At 62.9% G+C, this 24,376-nt stretch carries 21 protein-coding genes; 6 read left to right on the forward strand and 15 right to left on the reverse strand.

All coding sequences use genetic code 11. The features are described from left to right. The first annotated feature begins 166 nt into the window (after positions 1 to 166). Complete coding sequence (locus tag ACFX4T_RS18880; RefSeq protein ID WP_377653276.1) at positions 167 to 655, forward strand: carboxymuconolactone decarboxylase family protein; 489 nt, start codon at positions 167 to 169, stop codon at positions 653 to 655. Between the two features lie 250 nt (positions 656 to 905). Here ACFX4T_RS18880 and ACFX4T_RS18885 read toward each other — a convergent pair whose 3' ends face one another. Together ACFX4T_RS18885 and ACFX4T_RS18890 are read right to left on the reverse strand one after the other, a co-directional pair. Beyond that, entirely contained in the window at positions 906 to 2,354 is a 1,449-nt protein-coding gene (locus ACFX4T_RS18885; protein ID WP_377653278.1) for an amino acid permease, read from the reverse strand. Between the two features lie 251 nt (positions 2,355 to 2,605). Next, on the reverse strand, positions 2,606 to 3,547 hold the full coding sequence (locus ACFX4T_RS18890) for an aminodeoxychorismate lyase (protein ID WP_377653280.1): 942 nt from the start codon (positions 3,545 to 3,547) through the stop codon (positions 2,606 to 2,608). A gap of 83 nt (positions 3,548 to 3,630) precedes the next feature. Here ACFX4T_RS18890 and cls point away from each other — a divergent pair, with 83 nt between their 5' ends. Beyond that, positions 3,631 to 5,103 (forward strand): cardiolipin synthase, encoded by a 1,473-nt coding sequence (cls, locus tag ACFX4T_RS18895; protein WP_377653282.1) that lies wholly within the window; start codon positions 3,631 to 3,633, stop codon positions 5,101 to 5,103. Positions 5,104 to 5,155: 52 nt separating this feature from the next. Here cls and pabB read toward each other — a convergent pair whose 3' ends face one another. The 3 genes from pabB to ACFX4T_RS18910 all read right to left on the reverse strand — a co-directional run bounded on the left by pabB (position 5,156) and on the right by ACFX4T_RS18910 (position 8,516). Then, positions 5,156 to 7,189, reverse strand: coding sequence for an aminodeoxychorismate synthase component I (pabB, locus tag ACFX4T_RS18900; RefSeq protein WP_377653284.1), 2,034 nt, complete (start codon positions 7,187 to 7,189; stop codon positions 5,156 to 5,158). Then, positions 7,186 to 7,767, reverse strand: coding sequence for a low molecular weight protein-tyrosine-phosphatase (locus ACFX4T_RS18905; protein WP_377653286.1), 582 nt, complete (start codon positions 7,765 to 7,767; stop codon positions 7,186 to 7,188). The genes pabB and ACFX4T_RS18905 overlap by 4 nt, the downstream gene beginning before the upstream one ends. 110 nt (positions 7,768 to 7,877) lie before the next feature. Then, a complete protein-coding gene (locus ACFX4T_RS18910) occupies positions 7,878 to 8,516 on the reverse strand; it encodes a TetR/AcrR family transcriptional regulator (protein ID WP_377653288.1) in 639 nt (212 codons plus the stop codon). 99 nt (positions 8,517 to 8,615) lie between these two features. Here ACFX4T_RS18910 and ACFX4T_RS18915 point away from each other — a divergent pair, with 99 nt between their 5' ends. Continuing rightward, positions 8,616 to 8,969, forward strand: a complete 354-nt coding sequence (locus ACFX4T_RS18915) for a hypothetical protein (RefSeq protein ID WP_254186749.1) — start codon at positions 8,616 to 8,618, stop codon at positions 8,967 to 8,969. A gap of 82 nt (positions 8,970 to 9,051) precedes the next feature. On the opposite strand, the gene ACFX4T_RS18920 is transcribed toward ACFX4T_RS18915, so the two are convergent. From ACFX4T_RS18920 to ACFX4T_RS18930, 3 genes are read right to left on the reverse strand one after another with little or no spacing between them, the layout of a single operon-like run. Beyond that, positions 9,052 to 10,023, reverse strand: a complete 972-nt coding sequence (locus ACFX4T_RS18920; RefSeq protein ID WP_377653290.1) for a ribokinase — start codon at positions 10,021 to 10,023, stop codon at positions 9,052 to 9,054. Beyond that, positions 10,020 to 11,474, reverse strand: coding sequence for an MFS transporter (locus ACFX4T_RS18925; protein WP_377653292.1), 1,455 nt, complete (start codon positions 11,472 to 11,474; stop codon positions 10,020 to 10,022). Before ACFX4T_RS18925 ends, ACFX4T_RS18920 begins: the two co-directional genes overlap by 4 nt. Further along, positions 11,474 to 12,490, reverse strand: coding sequence for a nucleoside hydrolase (locus ACFX4T_RS18930; RefSeq protein ID WP_377653294.1), 1,017 nt, complete (start codon positions 12,488 to 12,490; stop codon positions 11,474 to 11,476). The genes ACFX4T_RS18925 and ACFX4T_RS18930 overlap by 1 nt, the downstream gene beginning before the upstream one ends. Before the next feature lie 190 nt (positions 12,491 to 12,680). On the opposite strand from ACFX4T_RS18930, the gene ACFX4T_RS18935 reads away from it, so the two are divergent. After that, a complete protein-coding gene (locus ACFX4T_RS18935) occupies positions 12,681 to 13,715 on the forward strand; it encodes a LacI family DNA-binding transcriptional regulator (RefSeq protein WP_377653296.1) in 1,035 nt (344 codons plus the stop codon). Positions 13,716 to 13,732: 17 nt separating this feature from the next. On the opposite strand, the gene ACFX4T_RS18940 is transcribed toward ACFX4T_RS18935, so the two are convergent. Continuing rightward, positions 13,733 to 14,359 (reverse strand): LysE family transporter, encoded by a 627-nt coding sequence (locus tag ACFX4T_RS18940; protein WP_377653298.1) that lies wholly within the window; start codon positions 14,357 to 14,359, stop codon positions 13,733 to 13,735. A 167-nt stretch (positions 14,360 to 14,526) separates the two neighbouring features. On the opposite strand from ACFX4T_RS18940, the gene ACFX4T_RS18945 reads away from it, so the two are divergent. Further along, the gene (locus ACFX4T_RS18945; protein WP_377653300.1) at positions 14,527 to 15,600 is read left to right on the forward strand and encodes a DNA polymerase IV; all 1,074 of its coding nucleotides are present in this window, start codon (positions 14,527 to 14,529) and stop codon (positions 15,598 to 15,600) included. A 22-nt stretch (positions 15,601 to 15,622) separates the two neighbouring features. On the opposite strand, the gene ACFX4T_RS18950 is transcribed toward ACFX4T_RS18945, so the two are convergent. From ACFX4T_RS18950 to ACFX4T_RS18970, 5 genes are all read right to left on the reverse strand, one after another. Beyond that, on the reverse strand, positions 15,623 to 16,606 hold the full coding sequence (locus ACFX4T_RS18950; RefSeq protein ID WP_377653302.1) for an aldo/keto reductase: 984 nt from the start codon (positions 16,604 to 16,606) through the stop codon (positions 15,623 to 15,625). An 18-nt stretch (positions 16,607 to 16,624) separates the two neighbouring features. Next, positions 16,625 to 17,845 carry an RNA polymerase sigma factor gene (locus tag ACFX4T_RS18955; protein WP_377653304.1) on the reverse strand — a complete coding sequence of 407 codons (1,221 nt, stop codon included), beginning with the start codon at positions 17,843 to 17,845 and terminating at the stop codon, positions 16,625 to 16,627. Position 17,846: 1 nt separating this feature from the next. Continuing rightward, on the reverse strand, positions 17,847 to 18,206 hold the full coding sequence (locus ACFX4T_RS18960; protein WP_216926769.1) for a YciI family protein: 360 nt from the start codon (positions 18,204 to 18,206) through the stop codon (positions 17,847 to 17,849). Positions 18,207 to 18,413: 207 nt separating this feature from the next. Beyond that, entirely contained in the window at positions 18,414 to 19,229 is an 816-nt protein-coding gene (locus ACFX4T_RS18965) for a class I SAM-dependent methyltransferase (protein ID WP_377653306.1), read from the reverse strand. Between the two features lie 29 nt (positions 19,230 to 19,258). Then, positions 19,259 to 19,768 (reverse strand): MarR family winged helix-turn-helix transcriptional regulator, encoded by a 510-nt coding sequence (locus tag ACFX4T_RS18970; RefSeq protein ID WP_377653308.1) that lies wholly within the window; start codon positions 19,766 to 19,768, stop codon positions 19,259 to 19,261. A gap of 162 nt (positions 19,769 to 19,930) precedes the next feature. Between ACFX4T_RS18970 and ACFX4T_RS18975 the strand changes: the two genes are divergently transcribed. Continuing rightward, on the forward strand, positions 19,931 to 22,102 hold the full coding sequence (locus ACFX4T_RS18975; protein WP_377653310.1) for an MMPL family transporter: 2,172 nt from the start codon (positions 19,931 to 19,933) through the stop codon (positions 22,100 to 22,102). 4 nt (positions 22,103 to 22,106) lie between these two features. Here ACFX4T_RS18975 and ACFX4T_RS18980 read toward each other — a convergent pair whose 3' ends face one another. Further along, complete coding sequence (locus tag ACFX4T_RS18980) at positions 22,107 to 24,374, reverse strand: PEP/pyruvate-binding domain-containing protein (protein ID WP_377653312.1); 2,268 nt, start codon at positions 24,372 to 24,374, stop codon at positions 22,107 to 22,109. Between the last annotated feature and the right edge of the window lie 2 nt (positions 24,375 to 24,376).

Raw genomic sequence — 24,376 nt, forward strand, 5'->3', positions numbered from 1 at the left:
GCGGCGTTTTGGTGGTCCCTCTCTCACGTCCCGCGGTGTTTTGAGGGTCCCTCTCTCACGTCCCGCCGTGTTTTGGGGGTCCCTCTGTCACGTCCTGCGGCGTTTTGGGGGTCCCTCTCTCACATCCCGCGGCGTTTGGCGTGATGTCCTGCGCTAGGCTCCAAGCATGCCTGAACAGGAAACAAAAGCACGTCTCGCCGGTTATCTGGATAAGCAGCAGCCCGAGCTCTACGCAACACTGAGCCACTATGCCCAACAGGTGGTTGGGGAAGCCGACCGCACAGGTGTACCGCGACGGACCATCGAACTTCTGAACTACCTTGCGTCGCAGATCAACGGTTGCGCATTCTGCCTGGACCTCCACCATCGCCGCGCCTTGGGGTACGGCGAAACGGAACAGCGCCTGTCCTTGGTAGCTGTCTACAAGGAAGTGACGCTGTTTGAGCCGGCTGAGCGGGTGGCCATGGAAATTACTGAGCAGATCACCCGGATGAGCACGTCACGGCCGAGCCCCGAACTCTTCGAGCGGGCCCGGGAACACTACAACGACGAGCAAATCAGTGTCCTCTGCATGGCCGCGATTGGGATCAACGCCTTCAACCGGCTGTCCATCCTGAGCGAGCACCCTGTCCGGACGGCCAAGCCGAAGTCGTGAATTTGGGTGGGCCGTGTGGGGTCCTGACCTGCTTTCAAACGACATCAGCCCCTGGGCAACCCGGAATGGTTGCGCAGGGGCTGATCTGCAGGCAAAGAAGGTCAGGAAGCCACGGCCGCTGAACGCCGGGGTGAGTGCCGCCGTCGTGAATTTGGGTGGGCCGTGTGGGGTCCTGACCTGCTTTCAAACGACATCAGCCCCTGGGCAACCCGAAATGGTTGCGCAGGGGCTGATCTGCAGGCAAAGAAGGTCAGGAAGCCACGGCAATCTTGGACCGTCGTCCGTACTTGAAGTAGAAGAACGCGTAGCACGCCCCCACAAACGGAACGCCGAACAGCAGGGCCGCCACCTGGTTGGGGTCGAACGCTATGCCGATCAAGGACACAACGCACAACGCGAACGCAAGGATCGGAACCAGCGGGAAGAGCGGCGCTTTGTACGGGAGCGTGCTGAGGTCGCCGCCGTTCTTGATAAACGTGCGCCTGTACACGAAATGCGAGGCCACAATGGACATCCATACGCCCACAGTTGCAAACCCGGCGATCGAGACGAGCACCAGGTACACGGTTGCCGGTGCAACAATGCTGCTGATGAGCGAAGCCAGGCCGCCGAGCATGCTCACGCACAGGGCAATCATCGGGATCCCACGCTTGGTCAGCTTCCTGAACGCCTTGGGTGCGTGTCCTTCGTCGGCCAGCGAGAAGAGCATGCGGGCGCAGGAGAAGAGTCCGCAGTTTCCAGCAGACAACAGCGCAGTAATGATCACGAAGTTCATGATGTCGGCGGCGAACGGAATGCCGAGCATCGAGAAGACGGTGACGAACGGGCTCTCGTCCACGCTGACCTTCTCATAGGGGATGGTGGCCGCGATGACGGTAATCGCGCCGACAAAGAAGATCATGAGACGGATGACCGTGGTCCTCATGGCCTTGGGGATGTTGGCGCCCGGATTGGATGTTTCGCCGGCGGCGACACCGATCAGTTCGGAACCGGAGAAGGCGTAGAAGACTGCCAGGCAGGTGACGAAGACGCCCGTGAAGCCGTTGGGGAACAGCCCTTCGGGTGTGCTGAAGTTGCTGGTGAGCGACGGGTATTCGCCTGCGGCGAGCGGGTGGAAGCCCATCAAAGCGGTGCCGCCCAGGATAATCAGGCCGACGACGGCGGCAACCTTGATGAGCGCGAACCAGAACTCTGATTCACCGAAGACGCGCGATGAGATGGCATTCAGTGTGAACAGGACGCTGGCGAAGATGAAGCACCAGATCCAGACGTCGACGCCAGGGAACCAACGTTGCATGAGCAGGCCGGCGGCAGTGAATTCCGAACCCAACGCCACCGCCCAGCAAAGCCAGTAGAGCCAGGCCGTGGCGAAGCCGGTGGCAGGTCCGATGGTCCTGGCGGCGTAGATGTGGAAGGCACCTGAAACGGGGAACGCAACGGCGAGTTCCCCGAGGCATGCCATCACCAGATAGACCACCACGGCTCCGATAAGGAACGCGAGAACGGCGCCCAAGGGGCCCGCGGTGGCAATGGTGTAGCCCGAGCTGACGAACAGGCCTGAGCCGATGACGCCGCCCATGGCAATCATCACCAGGTGCCGGGCCTCCATGGACCGGCGAAGTCCTGTCTGCGAGGTGCCAGTCGGCGACTGTACCTCGGGTGCCGATGCCTCGGCTGTTGTGGGGGAGCTGTGTCCCATATTCCCTCCGGGAAGTTAGCCAGCAAAGTTTGAAGTGGCATCAGATGGACGTGATCCAACTAACACGAGAACAAGATTCATCACATGACGAACACCCAGTGCAAGGAGGATAAGGAACGCGATTGAACCCTTGGGGAGCTCGATGCTGAGGCTAAGAGTTCCTTATCGATGAGTCATGCGAGCAATTACTCTACTTGTCATCTGCTAAGTTCCAAGCGGAGCAGAGTAGGCCTCAGTCTGGCCGGCCGGAATTACTCGATTCCGGCAAACAGCTCATTCAGTTCCTCCGTGAGCTGCTTCCGGACAGCGGGAGTACCGATCTCGTGGCCGTTAATGTGGTTCACGGGCGCGATCAAGCGGATGCTCGAAATGAGCCAAACGGCGTCGGCGTCGAACAGGTCCTGCGGGACCAACGGCCCATAGCCGAGCTCCCACCCTGCTGCCTTCGCGGCGGCGAAGAGTGCGCCCTGCGACGTGCCCGGAAGGATCCCGCTATCGTGCTGCGGCGTGATGAGCCGGCGAACCGTCCTAACGGAACCGTCGCCGTCGTCGACTGTGTCAAGGTGGGCGAGCAAGACAGTGGACGTCGGCCCTTCAAGGACACGGCCATCTGTTGAGGTGAAGATGGCGTCATCGGCACCCTGCTTGTGCGCGTAGCGCAACGCCGCCATGTTGACGGCATAAGAGAGTGTCTTGGCTCCCAACAGCAGCCACGGCGCACGCTCGCCTGCTTCGGTGTCAAAGCCGCGGTCCAGAAGTACGACGTCGATGCCCGTCTCGCGCTGCCGGCGGCTGCCCGCGGGTGAGGGCGAGGCCTGTACCCAGCATGTGGGGCTCGCCGCACCTTCAATGCCACGGGTCACGATCAGCTTGACCACGACTTCGTCCTCCTCCGGCGTTGGCGCCGGGTGGACTGCGCGGAACTCCGCGATGGCGGTGTCGATTGCTTTTCGCCAAACATCCTGCTCCGGGATCGCCAAATCCAAGGCCGCTGCGGAAGTGCCCAGCCGGTTCAGGTGCGCCTGTACTTTTCGGGCCCTGCCCTGGACCGCCAAGAGGGACTCGAACACGCCATCCCCACGGGTGGCACCGAGGTCAGTGGCCATGAGTTGGGGCTGGCTGGAATCGGCAATGCGGCCGTTTTCGAAGGCCGGATCCAGGAAAACGAGGACCGTGGGGGCGGGAGAAGTCATGTTCCCAGCTTAGTGCGGCCCTCCAAACGGGCGGGCGGATAGGCTGTGGTGACCGTTAGTTCTTGAACCGTGGGGGTTGTGGAGTGCTTTTTCCTTTTCCGATAGGCGCGGAATGGACCTGGCTCCTGGGTGCTTGGGTCATTGCGGAAGTCATCATGCGCATCGTGCTGCTGGGCATCATCCCTGGCAACCGTCGCCCCACTACGGCCATGGCGTGGCTTCTGGCTGTTTTCCTCGTCCCGACCGTTGGATTCGTGCTCTTCCTGCTTTTTGGCAATTTCCGCTTGTCCAAGCGGCGGCGTGAGCAGCAGGAACAAGTTAATCATCGCGTTCGCGCCGTCACCTCTGACCTGGCCGATCCCGTGAGCACTTATCCCGGCCCGGAGTGGGTGAAGTCAGCGGGCGAGCTGAACCACCGCCTTGGCTCGCTGCCCATGGTCGACGGCAACAAGGTGGAGCTCATTCCCGGCTACAAGGAGTCCATCAAAGCCATGGCCGAGGCGGTCCGGGGCGCCAGGGACTACGTCAACGCGGAGTTCTACATCATGAGCAGCGACTTCGTGACGGACGAGTTGCTCACCGAACTCGAGAAGGCTGCCGAGCGCGGAGTCACCGTCAGGTTGCTCTTCGACCACATTGGAACGCTGCGCATCAAGGGCTACCGTCGGCTGGTCCGCCGGCTCAAGGCAGGCCAGATCCAGTGGAAGCGAATGTTGCCGCTGTTGCCTATCCACGGCCAATGGCGCCGCCCGGATCTCCGGAACCACCGCAAGATCCTGGTTATCGATGGGACGTTGGCGTTCACGGGTTCGCAGAATCTGATCGAGCCGTCCTACAACAACCCGAAGCATCGCCGTGCGGGCCGTCAATGGGTTGAGCTCATGGCCCGGCTCGAGGGTCCCATTGTGGCCACCCTGAACGTGGTTTTCGCCACGGACTGGCTCAGCGAAACCGACGAGTCACTCGAAAGCCAGCTTCGTCTTCCCTCCCAGCCCTCCCCGGGACACGTCACGGCCCAGGTGGTCCCGAGCGGTCCGGGGTTCGCCACGGAGAACAACCTGCGCTTGTTCAATACCTTGATCTACTCGGCGCAGCACAGGATCTCCATTTGCAGCCCGTACTTCGTGCCTGATGACTCCCTGCTCTATGCGATCACCACTGCTGCCCAGCGGGGAGTGGATGTGGAACTCTTCGTCTCCGAAAAGGGTGACCAATTCCTGGTCCACCACGCCCAACGCTCCTACTACGAAGCACTCCTCGGGGCAGGTGTCCGCATCTACCTGTACCGCGCGCCGTACGTGCTCCATGCCAAGCACTTCACGATCGACGACGAGGTTGCGGTTCTTGGTTCCAGCAATATGGACATGCGCTCCTTCTCCCTGAACATGGAGGTCTCGGTGATGCTCCTGGGCGCCGAAACCGTGAACCTCATGCGAGCCGTGGAGTCCACGTACCGCGAGGTATCCCGTGAGCTTACGTTGGACGACTGGATGGACAGACCCCCGTTGGCCAAGTATGTGGATAACGTCGCGAGATTGACCGCGACGCTCCAGTAGTTTGCGTAACATGTGCGGCCCGTAATGCGAGGACCTCTAGTTGTACACAGACTCAGCCCGGGAAGCCAGCTCCGAGCGTCGACAACACGCCAAAGGCCTTGGTCCGGATCTCTTCGTACTCGTCGTCGGCCACCGAATCGGCGGTGATTGCCCCTCCGACCCCAAGACTGAGCGTTCGCCCGCCGTCGCCGTCGGGATTCACCACGAGGGTGCGGATCACGACCGCAAGGTCCGTGGCAGCATTCAGCGAGAAGTAGCCGATTGCTCCTGAATAGATACCTCGGGGACCCGCCTCAAGCTGGTCAAGAATGTCCATGGTGCTGATCTTCGGCGCCCCGGTCATTGAACCAGCAGGAAAAGCGGCAGCCAAGGCCTCTGCACGTGGAGCGCCCGGGCGGAGGTGCGCGTCCACGGTGCTCACCATTTGATGCACCGTGGCGTAGCTTTCGATCGCGCACAGCCGGCTGACCGTCACCGAGCCCGGGATGGCGAAATGGCTCAGATCATTGCGCAGCAAGTCCACGATCATGATGTTTTCCGCGCGGTCCTTCAGCGATGTTTCCAGGTCACGGCGCAGTTCGGCGTCCTCCGTGGGATCAGCGGAACGCCCACGCGTCCCCTTGATCGGCTCGGCCCGCATGCCGCCGTCGGAGAGAATCCGCAGGAAGCGCTCGGGAGAAGTGCTCGCGACAATCAGCTCGCCGAACCGAAGGTAACTGGCAAATGGTGCCGGATTGCGGCGGCGCAACGCCAGGTAGCTCTGCCACGGGTCAAGCCCGCCGGCAGGGGCTTCAAGCATGGTGGTCAGGCAGACTTCGTACGAGTTGCCTTCGCTGATTTCATGCTGGGCGTCGGCGATTTTGCGCTTGTAGTCCGTCGCGCTGTCACGGCAAGTGAATTCCGGAGCCGCTTCGGAAACAGGCTCGACGGCGGAAGCAGGGGCGGCTGAAGCAGCCCCGACGGCGGTTCGAGCCTCGCGCAACCACTCATCGGCGTCGGGCGCGTTCAAGGCGAGCAGCCACACTGTTTGCTCGCGATGATCCAGTACCACGGCTCGCCCAGCGAAGAGCAGTGCGGCGTCGGGAGTCCCGGCGTGGACGTCGTTCCCGCCGGTTTCCCGCTTGAGCTCGTAGCCCAGGTAGCCCAACCAACCGAGCGTGAACTGGCCATCGTAGCCGCGGGGTGCCCGCACGGCCCGGCGTCCCCATACGGAATCGAGCCAGCGGAAGAAGGGTCCGGCGGTTTCCACGGTGGCTGTTCCGGCCGTTACTTGCGTGGTTCCTTGACGGTGCTGGACGGACTGTCCGAACGTGCCGCCGTCGTCGGCCAGGATGCTGAAGCGGCTGCGGGCAGCGGCCTGGGACGTCCCTGAAACCACGGATGCGTTGGAGGAATCGAGCCAAACAGCGTTGGTCGAGGAACTGTAGAGGTCCTGAAAGAGGGTCTCGGCGTCAGGAGCGGCGCTGATCTTTTCGGACCGGAGCTGCAGGCCGCGACGCGCGCTGAGTTCCGGCGAGAGGATCGCTGCCAGTGACGGCAGGTACCGCATGGCCTGCAGGACGTCATCCGGAGCGTTGCCATCCGCGAGGTTCTGGACGCGGATGTCTGCTGCGCCCATGACCGGGTCAGCTTCGAGCCAAACATCTTCCTGCGCGGCCCAGGTGTCCCAGTACGGTTCGTAGGTGTTTCCGTCACGAGCCAAAGCCCGGCGTCGGCGGTCGTCACCGGCGGCTTCGACCCAGATGACGGCGTCCAGCATGGGGCGCGCGGCGTTGGCTGCAGCGCCGACGCCTTCCACGATCACGATTTCGGCTGGCAACGTTACGCGCAGCGCGCCGTCGTAATGCCGTTCCCAATCCCAACTGACCCACTCTGCTGCCTCGCCTTGGCTCAAGGGTGCCAGGACCGTTGCGACGTACCTTTCGATGCCTGTGGCAAGGCCGTTCCATCCGGGATAGATATCTTCCAGATGGAAAAGGGAAACCTTGTGGTGCTCCCGAAGGCGGGCCGCAAGCTCAACGGCCAGCGTGGTCTTGCCCGCGCCGGACCGCCCGTCGATGGCGATGATCACGGGTGCAGGGGTCATGACATAGAGGTTACCTGCTGCTGCTCGGTGGCTCCGTCTCGGGAGTCGGTGGCGCTACTCCCGGAGTCTTCCGCAATTTCAGCGCTCACGTGGCGCACAATGCCTGGAATAGCGGCTTTGATAAGGGTCCAGGTGTTCTCGAAGTCGGTGTGGCCGCCGTACCAAGGATCCTCGATGCCCAAATCCAGGGAGCTGCGCCCAATCATCATGGGATCGAAGCTGCGCAGCATCCGGACCTTGGCCAGAGATTCGCGATCCGGCGCGCCCTCCTGAAGCCAGCCGAAATGATCGACGTCCAGTGCCAGGATGAGATCCCGCTCAGCGAACCACTCCTGCCGCCACTTGCGTGCGACGTGGTCCTCGGATGCGATGTGGTGGGCGGTCAGTTTGCGGGCCGCCCGGGGATCGATGGGGTGCCCCACCTCGTACCCCGTGGTGCCCGCTGAGTCGACCACTACCAGCTTGCCGAGCCCTTCCGCTTCGAAGGCTTCGGTGAGCATGAGCGCTGCCATGGGCGAGCGGCAGATGTTTCCAGTGCAGACCGTGATGATGCGGTATGGGCTCGTCGTTGAGTACATGCAGCAAGCATGGTTGATGGCACCCCTTCTTGGCTAGGGGCCACTTCACAACGAAGTCACTTTTCCTGTCAAAGCTGTCACAGGGTGTATGGGACGTCCAGTGAATGTGGCTAATGGGCCACTGGAGCGGTCGCAATTTCTGTGGCCGATGACCCGGGAGATGCTGCTTCGGCAGCCAGCGCGGAGGCGGCCAGGTAGACGGTACGTACGACGGCGGCGCGTCGCCTCTGGAGGCGGCCGGGGTCGTTCCCAGCCATGAGTCCATCGAGTGCGGGCAGCACGGGGGCGGTATCGCAAAGACTCACGATGGTGATGAGGAGATCACCGGCATCTTCCCTTGATATTCCGGGAAGGGCTGCAATGGTGCTGTTGACCTTGGACGCACAGTTAGCCATCCGTTTGGGCAGGCCCACAACTTCGGTGCCGCGTTCCAATCCTTCCCAGAAGAGGAGCCGCGGTGCGGTGGCGTCCTCTTGATGATGATCGAACAGGCGGCCCGCATAGTTGGCCATGGCTTCTGGTCCCTCGCCGTGGATGGGAACTTCATCCATGAGGGAGCTGAGAGCGGCGACGATAACGGCGTCAAAAAGGCCGTTCTTGTTGCCGAAGTACTGGTAGATGCGTTCTTTGTTGACGCCCGCCTCTGCGGCGATGCGATCAATGCGGGCTCCGGCAAGTCCCCGCGTGCAAAACTCGGACGTCGCCGCCTCGAGCAGCAGTGACTTGGTGCGTTCTGTGTCCCATGCCATAAATACAGATTACCATTTCCCAACTAAGTAGTTGTATTTGGTGTCGAGTGCGGTTATGGTGAAACCAAGCTAATTGCAACTATCTGGTTGGAGAATGCCATGACCACTCAAGCTGCTACCGAAATCGACGCTGCCGAGCCGGCGACTGCCAAGGAGACCATTGCTTCTGCGCGGCCTGAAGCGCCGTCGCAGGCGCGGCCCCAGGCGCCGTCCGTGCACATGCGCGCCCTGATCACATGGATCGCGATCTTCCCCCTGGTTTCCATCGGCATGCTCTTGCTCGGGCCGATCATGGAGCCATGGCACCCTGTGCTGCGCGCGCTCGTCTTGACGGCGTTCGTTGTTCCCACGGCGGTGTACTTCGTCGTCCCGAGGCTGTTCGCGGGCCACGGCGTGCTGAGCCGGAAGGCCGCCGTGCGCTCAGCCCAGCGCGCGGCGCGCAAGGCTGGCTAACCCAAGCCTTATCCAACCAGGGGACAACACCCGCTCCATTGACGCCTTAGCAGAACAGGTCCTGTCCCCTAGCTGGGTGGGACTAAACGCCCCGCAACTGTTCTACCTGGGCAAGCGTCGGGTAGGCGGCTTGGGTGCCCTTCTTCGTGGCGGCCAACGCGGCAGCCACTGAGGCAAAGCTGGCAGCATCCGCGAGTGATTCTCCGGCAGCCAGGCGTGCAGCGACGGCTCCCGTGAAAGCATCACCGGCACCGGTGGTGTCTACGGCCGAAACCCGGGTAGGGGCGATGCGGGTGATCTGGTCCTGGGTACCCCGGGCGAGCGAATCCAGCACAACAGACCCGTGGGCGCCCAGCGTCACAAGCACTCGCTGCAAACCCCTGTCGGCAAACTGGCTCCGTACCGGCTCCCATGCTTCGGCCTCCGCATCGGCGTCAGGAACGTCGGCTTCGCCACCAAGGAACAGTGAGGCCTCGTGCGCATTGACCAGCAGCACGTCGCTCAACTCGGCCAGAATCTCCGGTACCTCCGCGTAAGGCGAGAGGTTCAACACGACGGTAGCGCCGGCGTCGTTTCCTGCTTGCGCAGCGGCGATCACAGTATCGATCGCGACTTCAAGGCAGAGGCAGACCACCGCAGCATTCTTGATGGTGTCCGCTGCTGCGCGCACGTCTGCCGGGGTTAGCGTCCCGTTTGCCCCGGCCGAGATGATGATGCTGTTCTCGCCGCTGGCATCCACCGAGATGACCGCGACGCCCGTCGCGGCGTCCGAGCGTCGAACGCGGGTGACGTCCACGCCGGCGTCGGCGGTGGACTCCAGGAGCATGCTGCCGTTGGCGTCATCGCCCACTGCGCCCACCAGGCTGACCTGGGCGCCGAGCTTGCTGGCCGCCACCGCCTGATTGGCGCTCTTGCCACCGGGGTTTACGGCGAAGCCATTGCCGTGGACCGTCTCGCCGGGCTTGGGAAGGCGGTCGCAGTAGATGGTCAGGTCGGCGTTCAGGGAGCCGACGACGACGATCCCCGCCGTGCGCGCGCTGGTATCCGTGCTCATTTGGCGATCTCAGCTTCGACCGGCTCTGCCTCTGTAACCTCTGCGTTGAGTGGTTTGGGGATCAGTAGCGAGGCGGCGAAGGCGGCAAGGGTGATGGCTAGACCCACCACCACAACGGTGAGGTACGACGCCTTTGCGTCACCCAGTGCGGACGTCGCAACGAGGACCGCGGGCAGGACCAGGAAGCTTAGGCCGGCGCCGAGGTTGAAAGCGCCCGCGTTCATTCCGGGGAGGAAGCCCGGGTTGCCTTGGGGCGAGAGGACTACGCCCAGTCCGTTCAGCATGATGTTGACGGTACCGGCGTACATGATGCCCAGCAAGGCCGTGCCCACGATCATCATCGGCAGGTTGTTCAGGCCGAAGAACGCGATAATGGCCAGGGCCACGAGGCTGCCCAGCAGGCCGATGCGAAGGACCTTCGTGTAGCCGAGGACCGGGGCGAGCCTGCCGCTGATCGGGCCGAAGAGCCAACCCAGCAGTGCGTACGGCGTGAGAATCATGAGCGACATCTCGGTGGGGCCCACACCGAAGCCGGGTTCGGCCGCCTGAACAAACGCCGGGACGATCCCATTGATGACCGCAAAGATGCCGGTCATGGTCAGTGTGGTGGTCAAAAGCGGTGCCCACGTGGAACGCTGCCGCAGGTGCACGGTTTCCACCATGGGCTGCTTGGCGCGCTTTTCGACGGTCCAGAAGGCGAAGAACGCGACGGCGGCAACCAGGATCAGGCCAATAGCCAGCGTTAACGTCCCCGCGTCGAAGGCGGTGGCTAGTTTGGAGCCTTCGTTCAAGGCTGTCAGGAGGGCGCCTACCGCAATCACGATGAAGAACACGCCCAGCCAGTCCATAGTGGTTCCGGCAGCAGGTTTGCTCTCTCCCGCCAGGACGAAGATCAGCACTGTTGCCACCAGGGCCAAGGCGACCATGAGCCAGAAAATGCTGCGGAACCCGAAGTTCTCGGCGAAGTAGCCCCCCACGAAGGAGTCGACGCCGGCAACGCCACCGTTGACTGCTGTGATCAGGCCCATGAGGGTGCCGTATTTGCGCGGATTGCTCACTGCGGAGCGGAGCATGATGAGGCAGAGCGGGACAGTGGGACCGCTGACGCCCTGGATGATGCGGCCTACGAAGAGCCACGTGACATCGGGTGCGAGTGCCGCGATGACCGAACCGACCGCCATCAGGAGCATCATGCCCGCAAGGATCTTCTTGCGGCCCACGATGTCGCTAAGGCGGGGGAGGAAGAGGGAGAACAGGGCTGCGGCGGTGAAGAACCAGGTCTGGGAGAGGCCGATGGTGGCTTGGTCAGTCTGGAGCTCGTTGCCCATGGTGACCAAGGCAGGGCTGAGCATGGAGGCGTTGAGCTGGAACGCAACGCAGGCTGCTAGCAGGGCGACCATGAGCGCGGTGACGTTGCCGCGGGAGGACTTGGTTTCTGCGAGCGAAGACATTACTTGGCCTCTCCTGCGAGTACACCGGCGGTTTCAGCAGCAGTGGTGGCTTCAGCGTCGGCGTCGAGCGTTGGTTCACCTATCCTGACGATCGCATCGGTGACAAGATCCCAGAACTTCTTGTGGTCCAGGTCAACGGCAACTGAGGTGTGGCAGTCTTCAGGAGCAGGTGCGCGGAAATCGGCCACCGTCATCCCGAGGGTGAGCTTGCCCTGCAGTTCGATGTCCACCGGGACCTTGCGCGTGGTCATCACGGTGGGGTCGATGACGTAGGCCACCGCGCACGGATCGTGGACCGGCGGGAAATCGAAGCCTTGGGCGTCCTTGTAGGTCTTCTTGAAGAACTCCATCAGTTCAAGCACGAATTTGGCAGGCTTGGTCCCGATGGACGCGATACTTTCCACTACATCGTCGGTGGCCAACGCCTGGTGCGTGAGGTCCAGGCCCACCATCACCACGGGCCACTTTTCGTTGAAGACGATGTGGGCGGCCTCGGGGTCGATGATGATGTTGAACTCCGCCACGGCGCTCCAATTGCCCACGTGGTAGCCGCCGCCCATGAGGACAACTTCCTTGACGCGCTCCACGATGCGTGGTTCCTTGCGGGCAGCCATGGCGATGTTGGTCAGCCCTGCGGTGGGGACCAGGGTGACTGTGCCGGGCTCATGTGCCATGACGGTTTCGATGATGAGGTCGACGGCGTGGCGCGGGTCCAGCTCGATTGCGGACTCGGGTTGCTCCGGACCATCCATGCCGGAGTCGCCGTGGATGCTGGGTGCCGTTTCGATGGTGCGGACCAGGGGACGGTCGCAGCCGGCGGCGAACGGGACGCCTGTGATGCCGGCAATGGTGGCTACCGAGAGGGCGTTGCGTGTGACCTTCTCCAGGGTCTGGTTTCCCACCACGGTTGTCACTGCCAGGAGCTCGATGTCCGGGTTGCCGTGGGCCAGAAGCAATGCCACGGCGTCGTCATGGCCAGGGTCGCAGTCAAGAATGATCTTCTTGCGTGCTGTCATGGGTTTAGGGTCCACGTTTTCTCTCCACGTCATTGGGGCCTGCCAGGTTCTTGCCGGAAGCAGGGCGGTAAGCATTCAGGGTGATTCTGGCACTGCATCATGAGTTACGTCAAACGCTTAACGTGGATTACGTCAAGCGCTTGATGCCATGCGGCATTTGTGAGGGCTGCAACGACGCTACGATCGATGCATGGATACCTTGGACCGACGGAACGCCCGTGCGCCCCGTGTGACCGCTGCCATGGTGGCGGCACGGGCCGGCGTTTCAACCGCCACTGTGTCCTTGGTGGCCAACGGCAAGACGCAAGGACGGGTCTCCGAGGACAACATCTCCCGGGTCCGCTCCGCGATCGCCGAACTTGGCTATGTGGTTGACAGCATTGGAAGTTCGCTGGCTCGCGGAGTCAGCTCCATCGTTATTCTCGTGACGCCGGACGTGTCCAACCCCTTCTTCGCCAACGTCATCGCCGGAGCGCGGGAATCTCTCGGCCCGGAATACCAACTGCTGCTCTCGGTGACCGACGCCGGGGAGTCGCCGCAGGCCGAGGATGTCCGCAAGTTGTTGGCACTTCGTCCGGCTGGCCTGCTCGTGGGCGCCCCGAGTGCTGAGTTTCTTCAGGACCTGTCCGCGGCCGGACCACTTGTGCTCCTTGATGCCCCCGGCCTCGAGTCCTACGCCCCGTCCGTAAACCTCGACGTCGCGCAAGGCGCACGTGAGTTGGCACGGCACCTCGCAGCGTCTGGACATACCCGCGCCGCCTACGTGGACGGCATTACCGGCACCACCACTTTCCACCTGCGCAGGGAAGCCTTCCTTGAGGAGGCCGCCGCGTGCGGGCTTTCGGTAGCCGATGGGCACGTCATCAGTACCGCGATCGACGTCGGTGCTGCCGCCGCCGCGTTCGCCGACGCTTGGCCCACGTGGCAGCGTGAGGGGGTGACCGCCGTCGTCTGCGGTACCGACACCCATGCGTATGGCGTGCTGCAGGAAGCGCGCGTGGCGGGCGTACGGATTCCTGCAGAACTGGCTGTGGCAGGCTTTGACGACCTCCCATATTCAGCCACCAGCAATCCCAGCCTCACGAGCGTGCACCTGCCCGCGACCCCGCTTGGACGAAAGGCCGGTGAGCAACTCCGCGGGCTGATGGAAGGCCGGGATTTGGTGGAGCCCCACGTGACGCTGGAGAGCTCACTGGTGGTGCGGGGTTCTACGTCGCTGGGCTAGCGCGCCTTTTGGCTCGGTTAGTGGATGGTTGCGAGCAGGATGCCAACCAGTACGAAAAGGCAACCGAAGATCCGGTTGAGGACCTTCTGGCCTCGCTGATCGTGGGTGAAGCGCTGGAAGGAACGGGCGGCTAAGGCAAAGAAGAACCACATGACCATGATGTCGATCGCCAGGACGGTGGCGGTCAGCACCACATATTGTTGCACCAACGGCTGGTCCGGGCGGATGAACTGCGGCATGAATGCCAGGAAGAAGACGATGGCCTTCGGGTTGAGCAGATTGACCCAAACACCCCTCTGGAACATGGACAGTGCGGGCTCGTTCTTCTTGTCATCGATCTGCTCTTTGTCCAGATCAGGCTTGTGCAGGAACTGCCTGATCCCGAGGTACACCAGATACGCGGCGCCGGCGTAGCGGATGACGTTGAAGATGACCGGTGAATTGGAAACGAGGACGCCCACTCCCAGAGCGACGATGAGGATGTGGATGACAAGCGCAACTTGCTGGCCGAGGATGCCCCAGATGGAGCGTCGGAATCCGGAATTCAGCGAGTTGCTCATGGTGAAGATCGCGCCGGCGCCGGGAGTGAAACTGATCAGGGTGCCGGCGCCAACCAGGGCCAGCCAAAGAGAAAACTGCACCATCTCAGCTTATGCGGGTGAGGCGGGTGCCTGGGACACGTGGGGTCCTGACCCTATTTGGGGGCTGACCAGTCGATATGCACCCCAGATAGGTTGATTTCCGGAGCTACTGGGCTCAAAGAAGGTCAGGAAGCTACAGCACAAGCCACGGCTTGGGGCAAACTGGTGCCGTGAGCGGAATCTCCTGGGTACTGCACGTTGACCTCGACCAATTCATTGCGGCCGTCGAGGTCCTCCGGCGCCCGGAGCTCGCAGGCAAACCCATCATTGTGGGCGGCCGGGGAGACCCCACGGAACGTGCTGTGGTGTCCACGGCATCGTATGAAGCCAGGGCGTTCGGCGTGGGTTCTGGAATGCCACTGCGCATAGCTGCCCGGAAAGTGCCAGATGCAGTGATCCTTCCCGTCGACCAGGAAGCTTATCTGGCGGCCTCGGACGTGGTGATGTCCACCCTGCGGGAGCAGCCCGGTGGAACCGTGCAAGTGCTGGGCTGGGATGAAGCCTTTGTGGGGATAGAGACCGAGGACCCTGAGGCGTACGCGCGGCGGGTGCAGGCTGCTGTCCTGGAACGAACGCGCCTCCATTGCAGCATCGGTATCGGCGACACCCTGGTCAGGGCCAAGGTGGCCACAGGGTTCGGCAAACCTGCCGGGATCTTCAGGCTCACCGCGGAAAACTGGCTCACGGTCATGGGGAACAGGGCCACCAAGGAGCTGTGGGGAGTTGGGCCCAAGGTGTCTGCCCGGCTGACCAAACTGGGGATCACCACAGTCGCCGAGCTTGCAGCGTCCGATCCCCAGGACTTGGTGCCGGAGTTCGGGCCCAAGATGGGCCCTTGGTATGCGCAGCTCGGTCGAGGTGAAGGTGCCAATGAAGTGGACGACACCCCGTGGGTTGCCCGGGCACACGGCCGCGAGACCACGTTCCAGCAGGATCTCACGGAGCCCTCCCAGATCAGCGACGCCATCAAGGAGCTGACAGCGCGCGTCCTTGAAGACGTGGCAGCTGAGGGGCGGCCGGTGGTGGGGCTGACCCTCAAAGTCCGGTATGCCCCGTTCTTCACCAAGACCTACGCAAGGAAGATTCCAGAGACCTTCGACCGGGACGAAGTTCTCGCGCAAGCATTGGACGTCACGACGCGGATCGAGCCCGACCGTCCCATCCGGCTTCTGGGACTACGCGCCGAAATGTCGATGCCCGATGAGGCCCGAAAGGGGCACACCCCCACCCGCAGCGGATGGTGACAGTCCGACGGCGGCAGGCCGGCTACCAGCGTGGGTGGATCGCTGCGCGGAAATACCGGTCGTAGATGTCCTGGACCCCAGCGATGAGCCCTGCACCTACGGACTGCATCGCTCCCGCCTCAGCGTTTGCATGAGCCTGCACTGAAGATCGGGCACCAGGGATGACCGTGCTGACGCCGTCCTGGGCGATGACCCAGGCGAGGGCCGCCTGGGCGGTGCTGACGCCGTCGGGCACTAATGCGCTGAACTCTTGGGCGGCTTTTACACCGGTGGGGAAATCGACGCCTGAGAAGGTTTCGCCGACGTCGAATGAGGAGCCGTCGCGGTTGTAGTTGCGGTGATCGTTCTCCGGAAACTCGGTTTCCGGAGTGTACTTTCCGGACAGCAGCCCGGAGGCCAGCGGCACTCTGGCGATGATGCCCACGCCGGCTTGCTTTGCTGCTGGGAGAACGTCATCGAGGGGCTTCAGCCGGAAGGCGTTCAGGATGATCTGAACGGTCGAGGTATTCCCGCGGTTAATGGCTTCAAGGGCTTCGTCAGTCCGCTCGACACTGACGCCATAGTTGCGGATGACGCCTTCGCTGACGAGGGTATCCAGGGCGTCGTAAACCTCGTCCCGCGTGTAGACGGCGGTGGGAGGGCAGTGCAATTGGACCAGGTCCAGGGTGTCCTGCTGCAGATTCCGCCGTGAACGGTCAGTCCACGCGCGGAAGTTGGCGAGGGTGTAGTTTTCGGGCACCTGGTCCACGCGCCGGCCCATCTTGGTGGCGACCGTCAGGTCAAGCCCGGGATTGGCACGCAGGAAGCGTCCGATGAGCTGTTCACTTCGGCCATCGCCATAGACGTCGGCTGTGTCGAAGAAAGTGACGCCGCCGTCAACCGAGGCCTCCAGGACGGCAAGTGCGTCTTCCTCTGTGACGTCGCCCCAGTCGGCTCCGAGTTGCCATGTGCCTAGTCCAACGGTGGACACCGACCGGCCGGTCCTACCAAGTATGCGCTGTTCCATGGGTTCGACTATATGGCGTCAATGCTCGTCCATTCGCGCAACTTTCCCCATCAAGTACCGTCGCTCCTGCAGGCTGCCTGTCTTTTTGGCCGCCACGAGGTAAGCGGCGCGCGCGTCCACATAGGAGCCTGCCATCTCATGCAGATGGCCCCGCACGGCAGCCAGGCGGTGAGACCTCCCGATCGCGGAATCCAGCCCGGCGAGCAGCTCAAGCCCGGCGGCTGGCCCATTCACCATGGCCACGGCAACAGCACGATTCAGCGTCACCACGGGACTGGGCGCCACGGCTTCAAGGACCGTGTACAGGGCGAGGATCTGGGGCCAGTCCGTTTCGGCATCAGAGGGCGCCTCCGCATGAACGGCCGCGATCGCGGCCTGGAGTTGGTAGGGCCCTGCCGCGCCGCGGCCGAGTACGGAAGACAGCAGCGCGATGCCTTCCTCTATCTGCCCGCGGTTCCATAAAGTCCGGTCCTGTTCGGACAGCGGCACGGGCATTCCGTCAGCCAGGGTGCGGGCGGCACGGCGGGAGTCCGTCAACAACATCAGCGCGAGCAAACCGGTGGCCTCGAACTCGGCCGGTGCGGCACTCACCAGCAGGCGTGCCAAGCGGATGGCTTCCGTGGTGAGGTCTTCGCGTTGCAGCGAGTCGCCCGAGCTTGCTGCGTAGCCTTCGTTGAAGATCAGGTACAGGACGTGAAGTACGACGCCGAGCCTCGCCTTCCGCTCGGACTCCGGCGGCATGTCGAACCGGGCGCCTGCCTTCTGGATCCCTTGTTTCGCGCGGCTGATGCGCTGTCCCATCGTCGCTTCGGGGACGAGGAAAGCGGAGGCGATTTCCGCCGTCGTGAGTCCTCCTACGGCCCGCAGCGTCAAGGCGAGTTGCGAGGGTGCCCTTATGGAGGGGTGGCAACACAGGAACATCAGGGTCAGCGTGTCGTCGGCTTCGGACGCAGTGTTGTCCTGGAAGCTGATTTCCATTGCGGCGACGCGTTCCTCCCGGACTCGGCGCGCGCTTTCACTGCGCCACACATCAACCAGCCGGCGGGATGCGACCGCCAGCAGCCATCCTTTGGGATTTGTTGGCAGCCCGGATGGCCATTGGAGTGCGGCCTCAATGAGGGCTTCCTGCACGGCATCTTCGCAGGCGTCGAACTGCCCGTGGTTGCGTGCCAGCACGCCAAGGACCTGCGGCGCCAGGGTGCGCAGCAGGTCCTCGATGTCGCGTGGGGGAACGGCCAAACTAAACCTCCGGGGGACCGTCCGGGATAGCGCGGAGTTCCACCACCTGCGAGTACTTGACGATGCTCGAGCAGATTTCCACGGCACGTTCCTCGCTGGCCACATCCACCACCCAGTACCCGATCAGTGATTCCTTCGACTCGGCGTATGGGCCGTCCGTGGTGATGACGCCGTCCGGGGTCTGCTTGACGAGCTTCGCTGTGCTTCCGTCAGCCAGGCCAGCATTGAAGACGAGTTCACCGGAATCGCGAAGGTCCTTGTCGATCTGGATCATGAACCCGATCATTTCCTTGACCCACTCCGGATCGGCGGTTTCCATCATGCCCTCGGCGGACCCGAACATCATGATCATGTATTTCATCTCAAACTCCTTATGAAGTGGCGCCCTGTTTGGGTGCTTTCACTCATGGGTCGGAACTGCGGGGCACTTTTCTACATGGTTCGGCAAAGTTTTTTTGGGAAAGTTCCTTCCTGACCTGTTTTGGGGACGCCGCGGCCTTTGTGAGACCTGAAGAGGTTGATTTCAGGTCCCACTCACGTCAAACAAGGTCAGGAAGCCACGCGCATCCTAGGCCCGGGCGATCACCTCGCCGTTGGGAATGAGGAAGTAGCCATCGTCCGTGGCTCCCCAACGGTGCCAGCCCGCAGCGATCCGGGCGAGGTCGGCCTCATTCGCGAATCCGTATTCGAGGGCTTGCTCGGCAAAGGCGGAGTGGAGGACACGTTCGCTCCACACCCGGGATTGCCATGCCCGTTGTTGGGCTGTGGCATAGAGCCAGTTGCTGCTGCTGGGGGCCACTTGGGCAAAGCCTGCCTGCTGTGCCCACGAGACCAATCGACGGCCGGCGTCCGGTTCGGCACCGTTGCGCCGGGCGATCTTCTGGTAAAGCTCCATCCAGTCGTCGAGCTCGGGGACTTCCGGGTACCAGCTCATGCCGTGGAAATCGGCGTCGCGGACGGCCACGATCGCGCCCGGTTTGGCCACGCGGCGCATCTCACGCAGGGCGGCGACGGGGTCAGTCAGATGCTGGAGGACTTGGTGGGCGTGGACGAGGTCGAAGGACTCGTCCTCAAACTCGAGATCGTAGATGTTGCCGGTGCGGAACTCTACGTTCTCTACGCCACGGTCCTTGGCCAGCTCCCTTGCCTGGGCAACGATGTCCGCCGAGCGATCCAAACCGATGACCTGCGCGGGTGCAACCAGCCCCGCGAAATCACACGTGATGCTGCCTGGTCCACACCCGACGTCAAGGACCGACGTCCCCGGGGTGAGATGCGGAATGACAAACGCGGCCGAATTCTCGGCCGTCCGCGAGGCGTGGGCCCGGACAACCGACTCGTGGTGCCCGTGGGTGTAGACATCTTCAGGCTGCTGCGCGTTCATAGGGAAACGCTACAACTTCGCCGGTGGATTTAGGCGGAATGCGGTTGGTTGCCGTTCTCCGCGGTTTCCGTGCGGGCCGCTATGGTGGCCTCGATCATGTCGGTCATGAAGCGACGGACGACATCCAATTCAGCGTCGCTGTAGCCACTCATGGCTTGGCCCATCCTTATGGCCAGCGGCATAAACATGGCGCTTCCATCCCGGTAGGCCTTGGGGGTCATGTGCAGTTGGACCTGCCGACGGTCGGTGCCGAGACGGTCACGGGTGACGTGGCCGGAAGCGTGCAGCCGGTCAACCAACGCCGTGGTGGCGGGGGAGCTAAGGCGCAGTTCACTGCGAAGGACACCCGGCGTGACAACACGCCCGGCAGCGGAGTGTCGCATGATGACGGCCAGGGCGTTGAGGTCGGTCCGATGCATGTCGTTTTTGCCGCCCGCGGCGTCCACGTAGTGGTTGGCTTCCAGGGTGAAGTCCTGCAGAAGGCGCACCAGGTCCTGGGGCGCGCCAGCCTCCGGGCGCGGGTTTGAAGCGTCCGACATGACGTCCTCCCGCCTGCTTTGTCCTTCGTAACTGCCTTCCGGATATTACTCGCAGCTTCCGGGAAATCCGGTATCGGCATCCACGTATGCTTGGATTACTTCCATGATAGAGATATTCTGTGTTGGAATAAAGAGACTATCAAGCTTCCGGAAGAAGGACCCATGAACCCGCAGAAGGTACCGTTCTGGCTTCGATGGCTGGTACCGGTGGTGCTCGTCATCACATGGCTTGGCATTGCCGGCATTGGCGGCCCAACGTTCGGGCGATTGGACGAAGTCTCCTCCAACGATCAGGCTTCGTTCCTCCCAGCAGGCGCCGAAGCGACGGAAGCTGGCGACTGGCAGGCGAAGTTCCGGGACTCCAAGGAGATCCCCGCAGTGGTCATCGTTGAGAACGGGACCGCCTTCACCCCGGCCCAGCTTGGCGAAGCAGCCCAGCTTAAAGCCGACATCGAGGCACTCAGGCTGGGTGACGCCGTCGTCGGGCCTCTTCCCTCGGCGGACGGCAAAGCGGTCCAGTTCATCGTGCCGATAGCGTCCTCGGATGAGCTGCGTGACAAAATCCAGGAACTGCGCGACGTGGTTCAACCCGGCGCCCCGGAAGGAATGCGGGCGTTCGTCACGGGTCCCGCCGGCCTGACGGCTGATCTGGTGAACGCGTTCGGCGGCATCGACGGAATCCTCCTCCTCGTGGCGCTTGGCGCCGTGTTTGTCATTTTGCTGCTCGTGTACCGCTCGCTCGTGCTGCCTCTAGCAGTCCTTCTGACGTCGGTGTTTGCGCTCTGCGCGGCCATTCTCCTGGTATTTGCGATGGCCAAGCTGGGCTGGATCCAGCTGAATGGCCAGAGTCAGGGCATCCTGTCCATCCTGGTGATTGGTGCGGCCACCGACTACGCGCTGCTCTACGTGGCGCGATTCCGTGAGGCCCTAACCCACACCACCAACCGCACGAGCGCAGTGATCACGGCATGGAAGGCCTCCTTCGAACCGATCCTTGCGTCCGGCGCCACCGTCATCATCGCCCTGCTTTGCCTGCTCTTCTCCGACCTGAACTCCAACAAGGCGCTGGGTCCTGTGGCAGCTGCCGGAATCCTGTGCTCGCTCTTCGCCGCGCTTACCCTCCTGCCGGCGCTCATGGCCTTGCTGGGCCGCGCTGCCTTCTGGCCTTTCCGTCCCAAGCTCCTGCCCGACGACGAACGCGAACCCGAGCTGGTCACTGGACTTGAAGGGCAAAAGGGTCTGTGGCGGGCAACTGCTTCCCTGGTTTCCCGCCGGCCGCGCGTCGTGTGGGTCGCTTCGGTCCTTCTGCTCCTGGTGGCCTCCGCCGGTGTTCTCCAATTGAAAGCCAACGGAGTCCCTCAAACGGACGTCATCCTCTCGGCGTCCGATGCCGTGGACGGCCAGGACGCGCTGGCGCGGCATTTCGACGCCGGCAGCGGCAGCCCCGCCGTCGTGGTCGCCTCCGAAGATGCCGCGAACGAAGTGCTGGACAAGGTCAAAGCGGCGGACGGCGTGGGCGACGCCTACCTCCTGGCTGAGTCCAACGTGCCAATCACCGGCGCGCCCGGTGCGCCTGCCGAACCTGCCGTTCGCGATGGAAAAGTGCTGATCAACGCGACGCTCGACTCTGCCGCTGACTCGATTGAGGCGGAAGAGGCAGTGAAGTCGCTGCGGGTTTCGGTCAAAGAGGCCGACGCCGGCGCCTTGGTTGGCGGGGTCACGGCCACTGCGCTGGACACCAACACCACCGCGCAGCGCGATTTGGTGGTCATCATCCCCATCGTCCTGGTGGTCATCCTTTTCATTCTGATGCTCCTGCTGCGTTCCGTTGTGGCGCCTGTGCTGCTGGTGTTGTCCGTGGTCCTGTCCTATGCGGCAGCCATGGGTGTTTCAGCTTGGGTGTTCAACGGCGTCTTCGGATTCCCAGGGGCCGATGCCACGGTTCCCCTCTTCGGGTTCGTCTTCCTGGTGGCATTGGGTGTGGATTACAACATCTTCCTGATGAGCAGGGTGCGCGAGGAATCGTTGAAGTACGGGACGCGACCCGGAATCCTGCGTGGCTTGGGTGTCACAGGTGGGGTAATTACGTCCGCGGGTGTTGTGCTGGCTGCTACTTTTGCCGCGCTCGGAGTCATTCCCATCATGTTCCTGGTGCAGTTGGCGTTCATCGTGGCCTTCGGGGTGCTGCTGGATACTATTCTGGTCCGCTCACTGCTGGTGCCAGCGCTCGCCTACGACATCGGACACCGGATTTGGTGGCCAGGGAAGCTTGGCCGCCAGCCTGATACGGTGACGCGTCCCCGCGAGGAGGAACAGGCGGCGGTGGGGCGGTAGTTCGTTATTCGGTCACGACGACGTAGCCCGCACCTCCGTCCACGGTGACTCCTTGGCCCGTCTTGAGTAGCCGGGTTGCGTTGCCGGTTCCAACGACGGCCGGTATGCCGTACTCCCGAGCCACCAGCGACGCGTGGGCGGCGAGGGTTCCGCCGTCGGTGACCACGGCGGCGGCTCGAGCGAAAAGGGGTGTCCATGCCGGTGCGGTGGATCGGGCCACGAGTATCTCGCCCTCGAGGAAGCTGTCGAATTCCTCCAGGCCTGACATAACCCGCACCCTGCCCGTCGCGCGTCCGGTGCTGGCCGGGTGGCCGACAATCGCACCCGCGGGAACCTCGCGGCTTGTCCTGGCTGCGTCAACTGCGCTTGCCACGGGATCAGCTCCAAACCTGCCGGGCTCCCCAATGATGAGTGGTGCGTCCAGGCGCCGTTGCATCTCCCAGGTTGCCCGGCGGCTTCCTACCAGCTCCCTGTGGTCCGCCGAGGGGTTCACTACTTCACCCAGGTGGAGGAAATGGATGTCCTGCGGATCCTCGATGGCTCCTGCGGCAGCTAGGTTTTCTCCCAACCGTTTGGCGCAACGGCGCAAAACCGGCCATCCGAGAGTGAGGTAAAGGGACTGTTCCTCCCGTAGGGCGGCGTAGTACTGGGCCATCGTGAGGAGGGAATCAAAGCGGGTGAGGATCCTGGGACTATCAAGCAGCACTTCCCTCGCTGCGGCTTCGGCTGCCTTTCGCTGTGCGTCAAGAGCCTCCTTGCCTGCGGTGGTTGAATCCGTTTCAGGGCTTCGGATGCCGGCCTCTCCGAGGGTCTGGTGGTACCAGTCGAGGGAATAAACGGCTGATTCCGGTGGTGTCGCAGTGCTGCCTGTGAGACCGCTGCCGGTGAGGCCTGTGCTGACTGTGAGGCCGCGGAGGAGCGCCTGATGGCCGAGCCGCCCTTCCGGGATGTCGCTCAGGGGAGTGGCTAGGTGCCTTTGCCAGAATCTGGCCAGGGCCACTTCCATTTTCCAGGCAGATCCGCCCACAACGGCCAATGACCATAGGTAGATTCCCGCGTGCTGGGCGATGGCAGCTACAAGCTCAATGAGCCTTGCCGTGGGAGCTGTGTCCACCTCTTGCTCTGCACGGCGCACGAGCTCCCGATAGTCAGGCAGCAGTTGCTGGCGCCATTTCAGCTCCAACCCATGGAGAACAGCGCGGTGTGCCGCAGCCGGATTGTGGGAGACCCGAAGAAGCACGTTGAAAAGGAACCTCGGCAGGCGACCACGGCTTCGAACTATCAACGGCACCACAATCCGTGGGGACGGAATCGGCGGGGCGTTGTAGTACCAGCCGTTGACGGAGCCGTAACGAAATGGCACCCGCACCTGAATGTCGTCCTCCATGCCGTCGAGATACCCGGCCTCGATCCGTCGTAGAAGCCAGTCCTCGAACAGCGGCGTCATAGGATCGGGAAGCCATTCACCGAGGCGGAAGTTCCTGGCCCATAAGCCTTCACCCGGAGCTGTCCAAACTGCTGGCAGGGGAAGCGCCGTCATCGGGCGGGCCTGAAGGAGGAAGAGTGCGCCGTCATGGTCCAGCGCCCACTCGATGTCTTGCGGCACTCCTGCTCGTTCGTGGATCCGACGGGCCAGTGCTGCTACTTGCCGTGCTTGGTCCGAGGTGAGGATGTTGCCGTCCCTGTTGCGCGTGGTGTCGCTGGCGCGGACTGTCCATTGCTCTCCGACAGCTTCACCGGACACCAGAGACTCCCCAAGACCGGCGACCGCAGTGACAATGGTTTCGTCGCGGTCACCGGTCAGTGGGTTGGCAGTAAAGGCAACGCCTGCGGCATTGGGCTGGACCATCTGTTGAACGAGTACCGCCATGGAAGGGCTTGCCGCATCGCCCCGGGACGCTGCTCCGAGAGCAGTCTCATACGCCGCAACTCTGTGCTCCCCCGCGGAAGCGAGGCATTGCCCGACAGCATGCTCAAGGTCAGCCCGCTCGACATTCAGCAAGGTTTCGTAGAGGCCGGCGTAGGAAGCCCCGGCGAGGTCTTCGGCGGCGGAAGAGGACCTGACCGCGTACGGGCCCGGGCCGATTTTGGCGGCGGCAACTTCCAGCGCATTGGCGAGACCGTTGCCGAGTTGCCCGACCACCTCCGACGTGACGACGAACCCCGCTGGGACGTTGAAACCCGCTGCCGAGAGCCCGGAAAGCGTGGCTGCTTTGCTGCCCAACACCGTCTGGTCCGCGCTCGCAGAGCCAAGCTGCGGAAACTCGCTCATAG

The sequence above is a fragment of the Paenarthrobacter sp. YIM B13468 genome, assembly GCF_042788025.1.
GTDB classification, from domain to species: Bacteria; Actinomycetota; Actinomycetes; order Actinomycetales; family Micrococcaceae; genus Arthrobacter; species Arthrobacter aromaticivorans.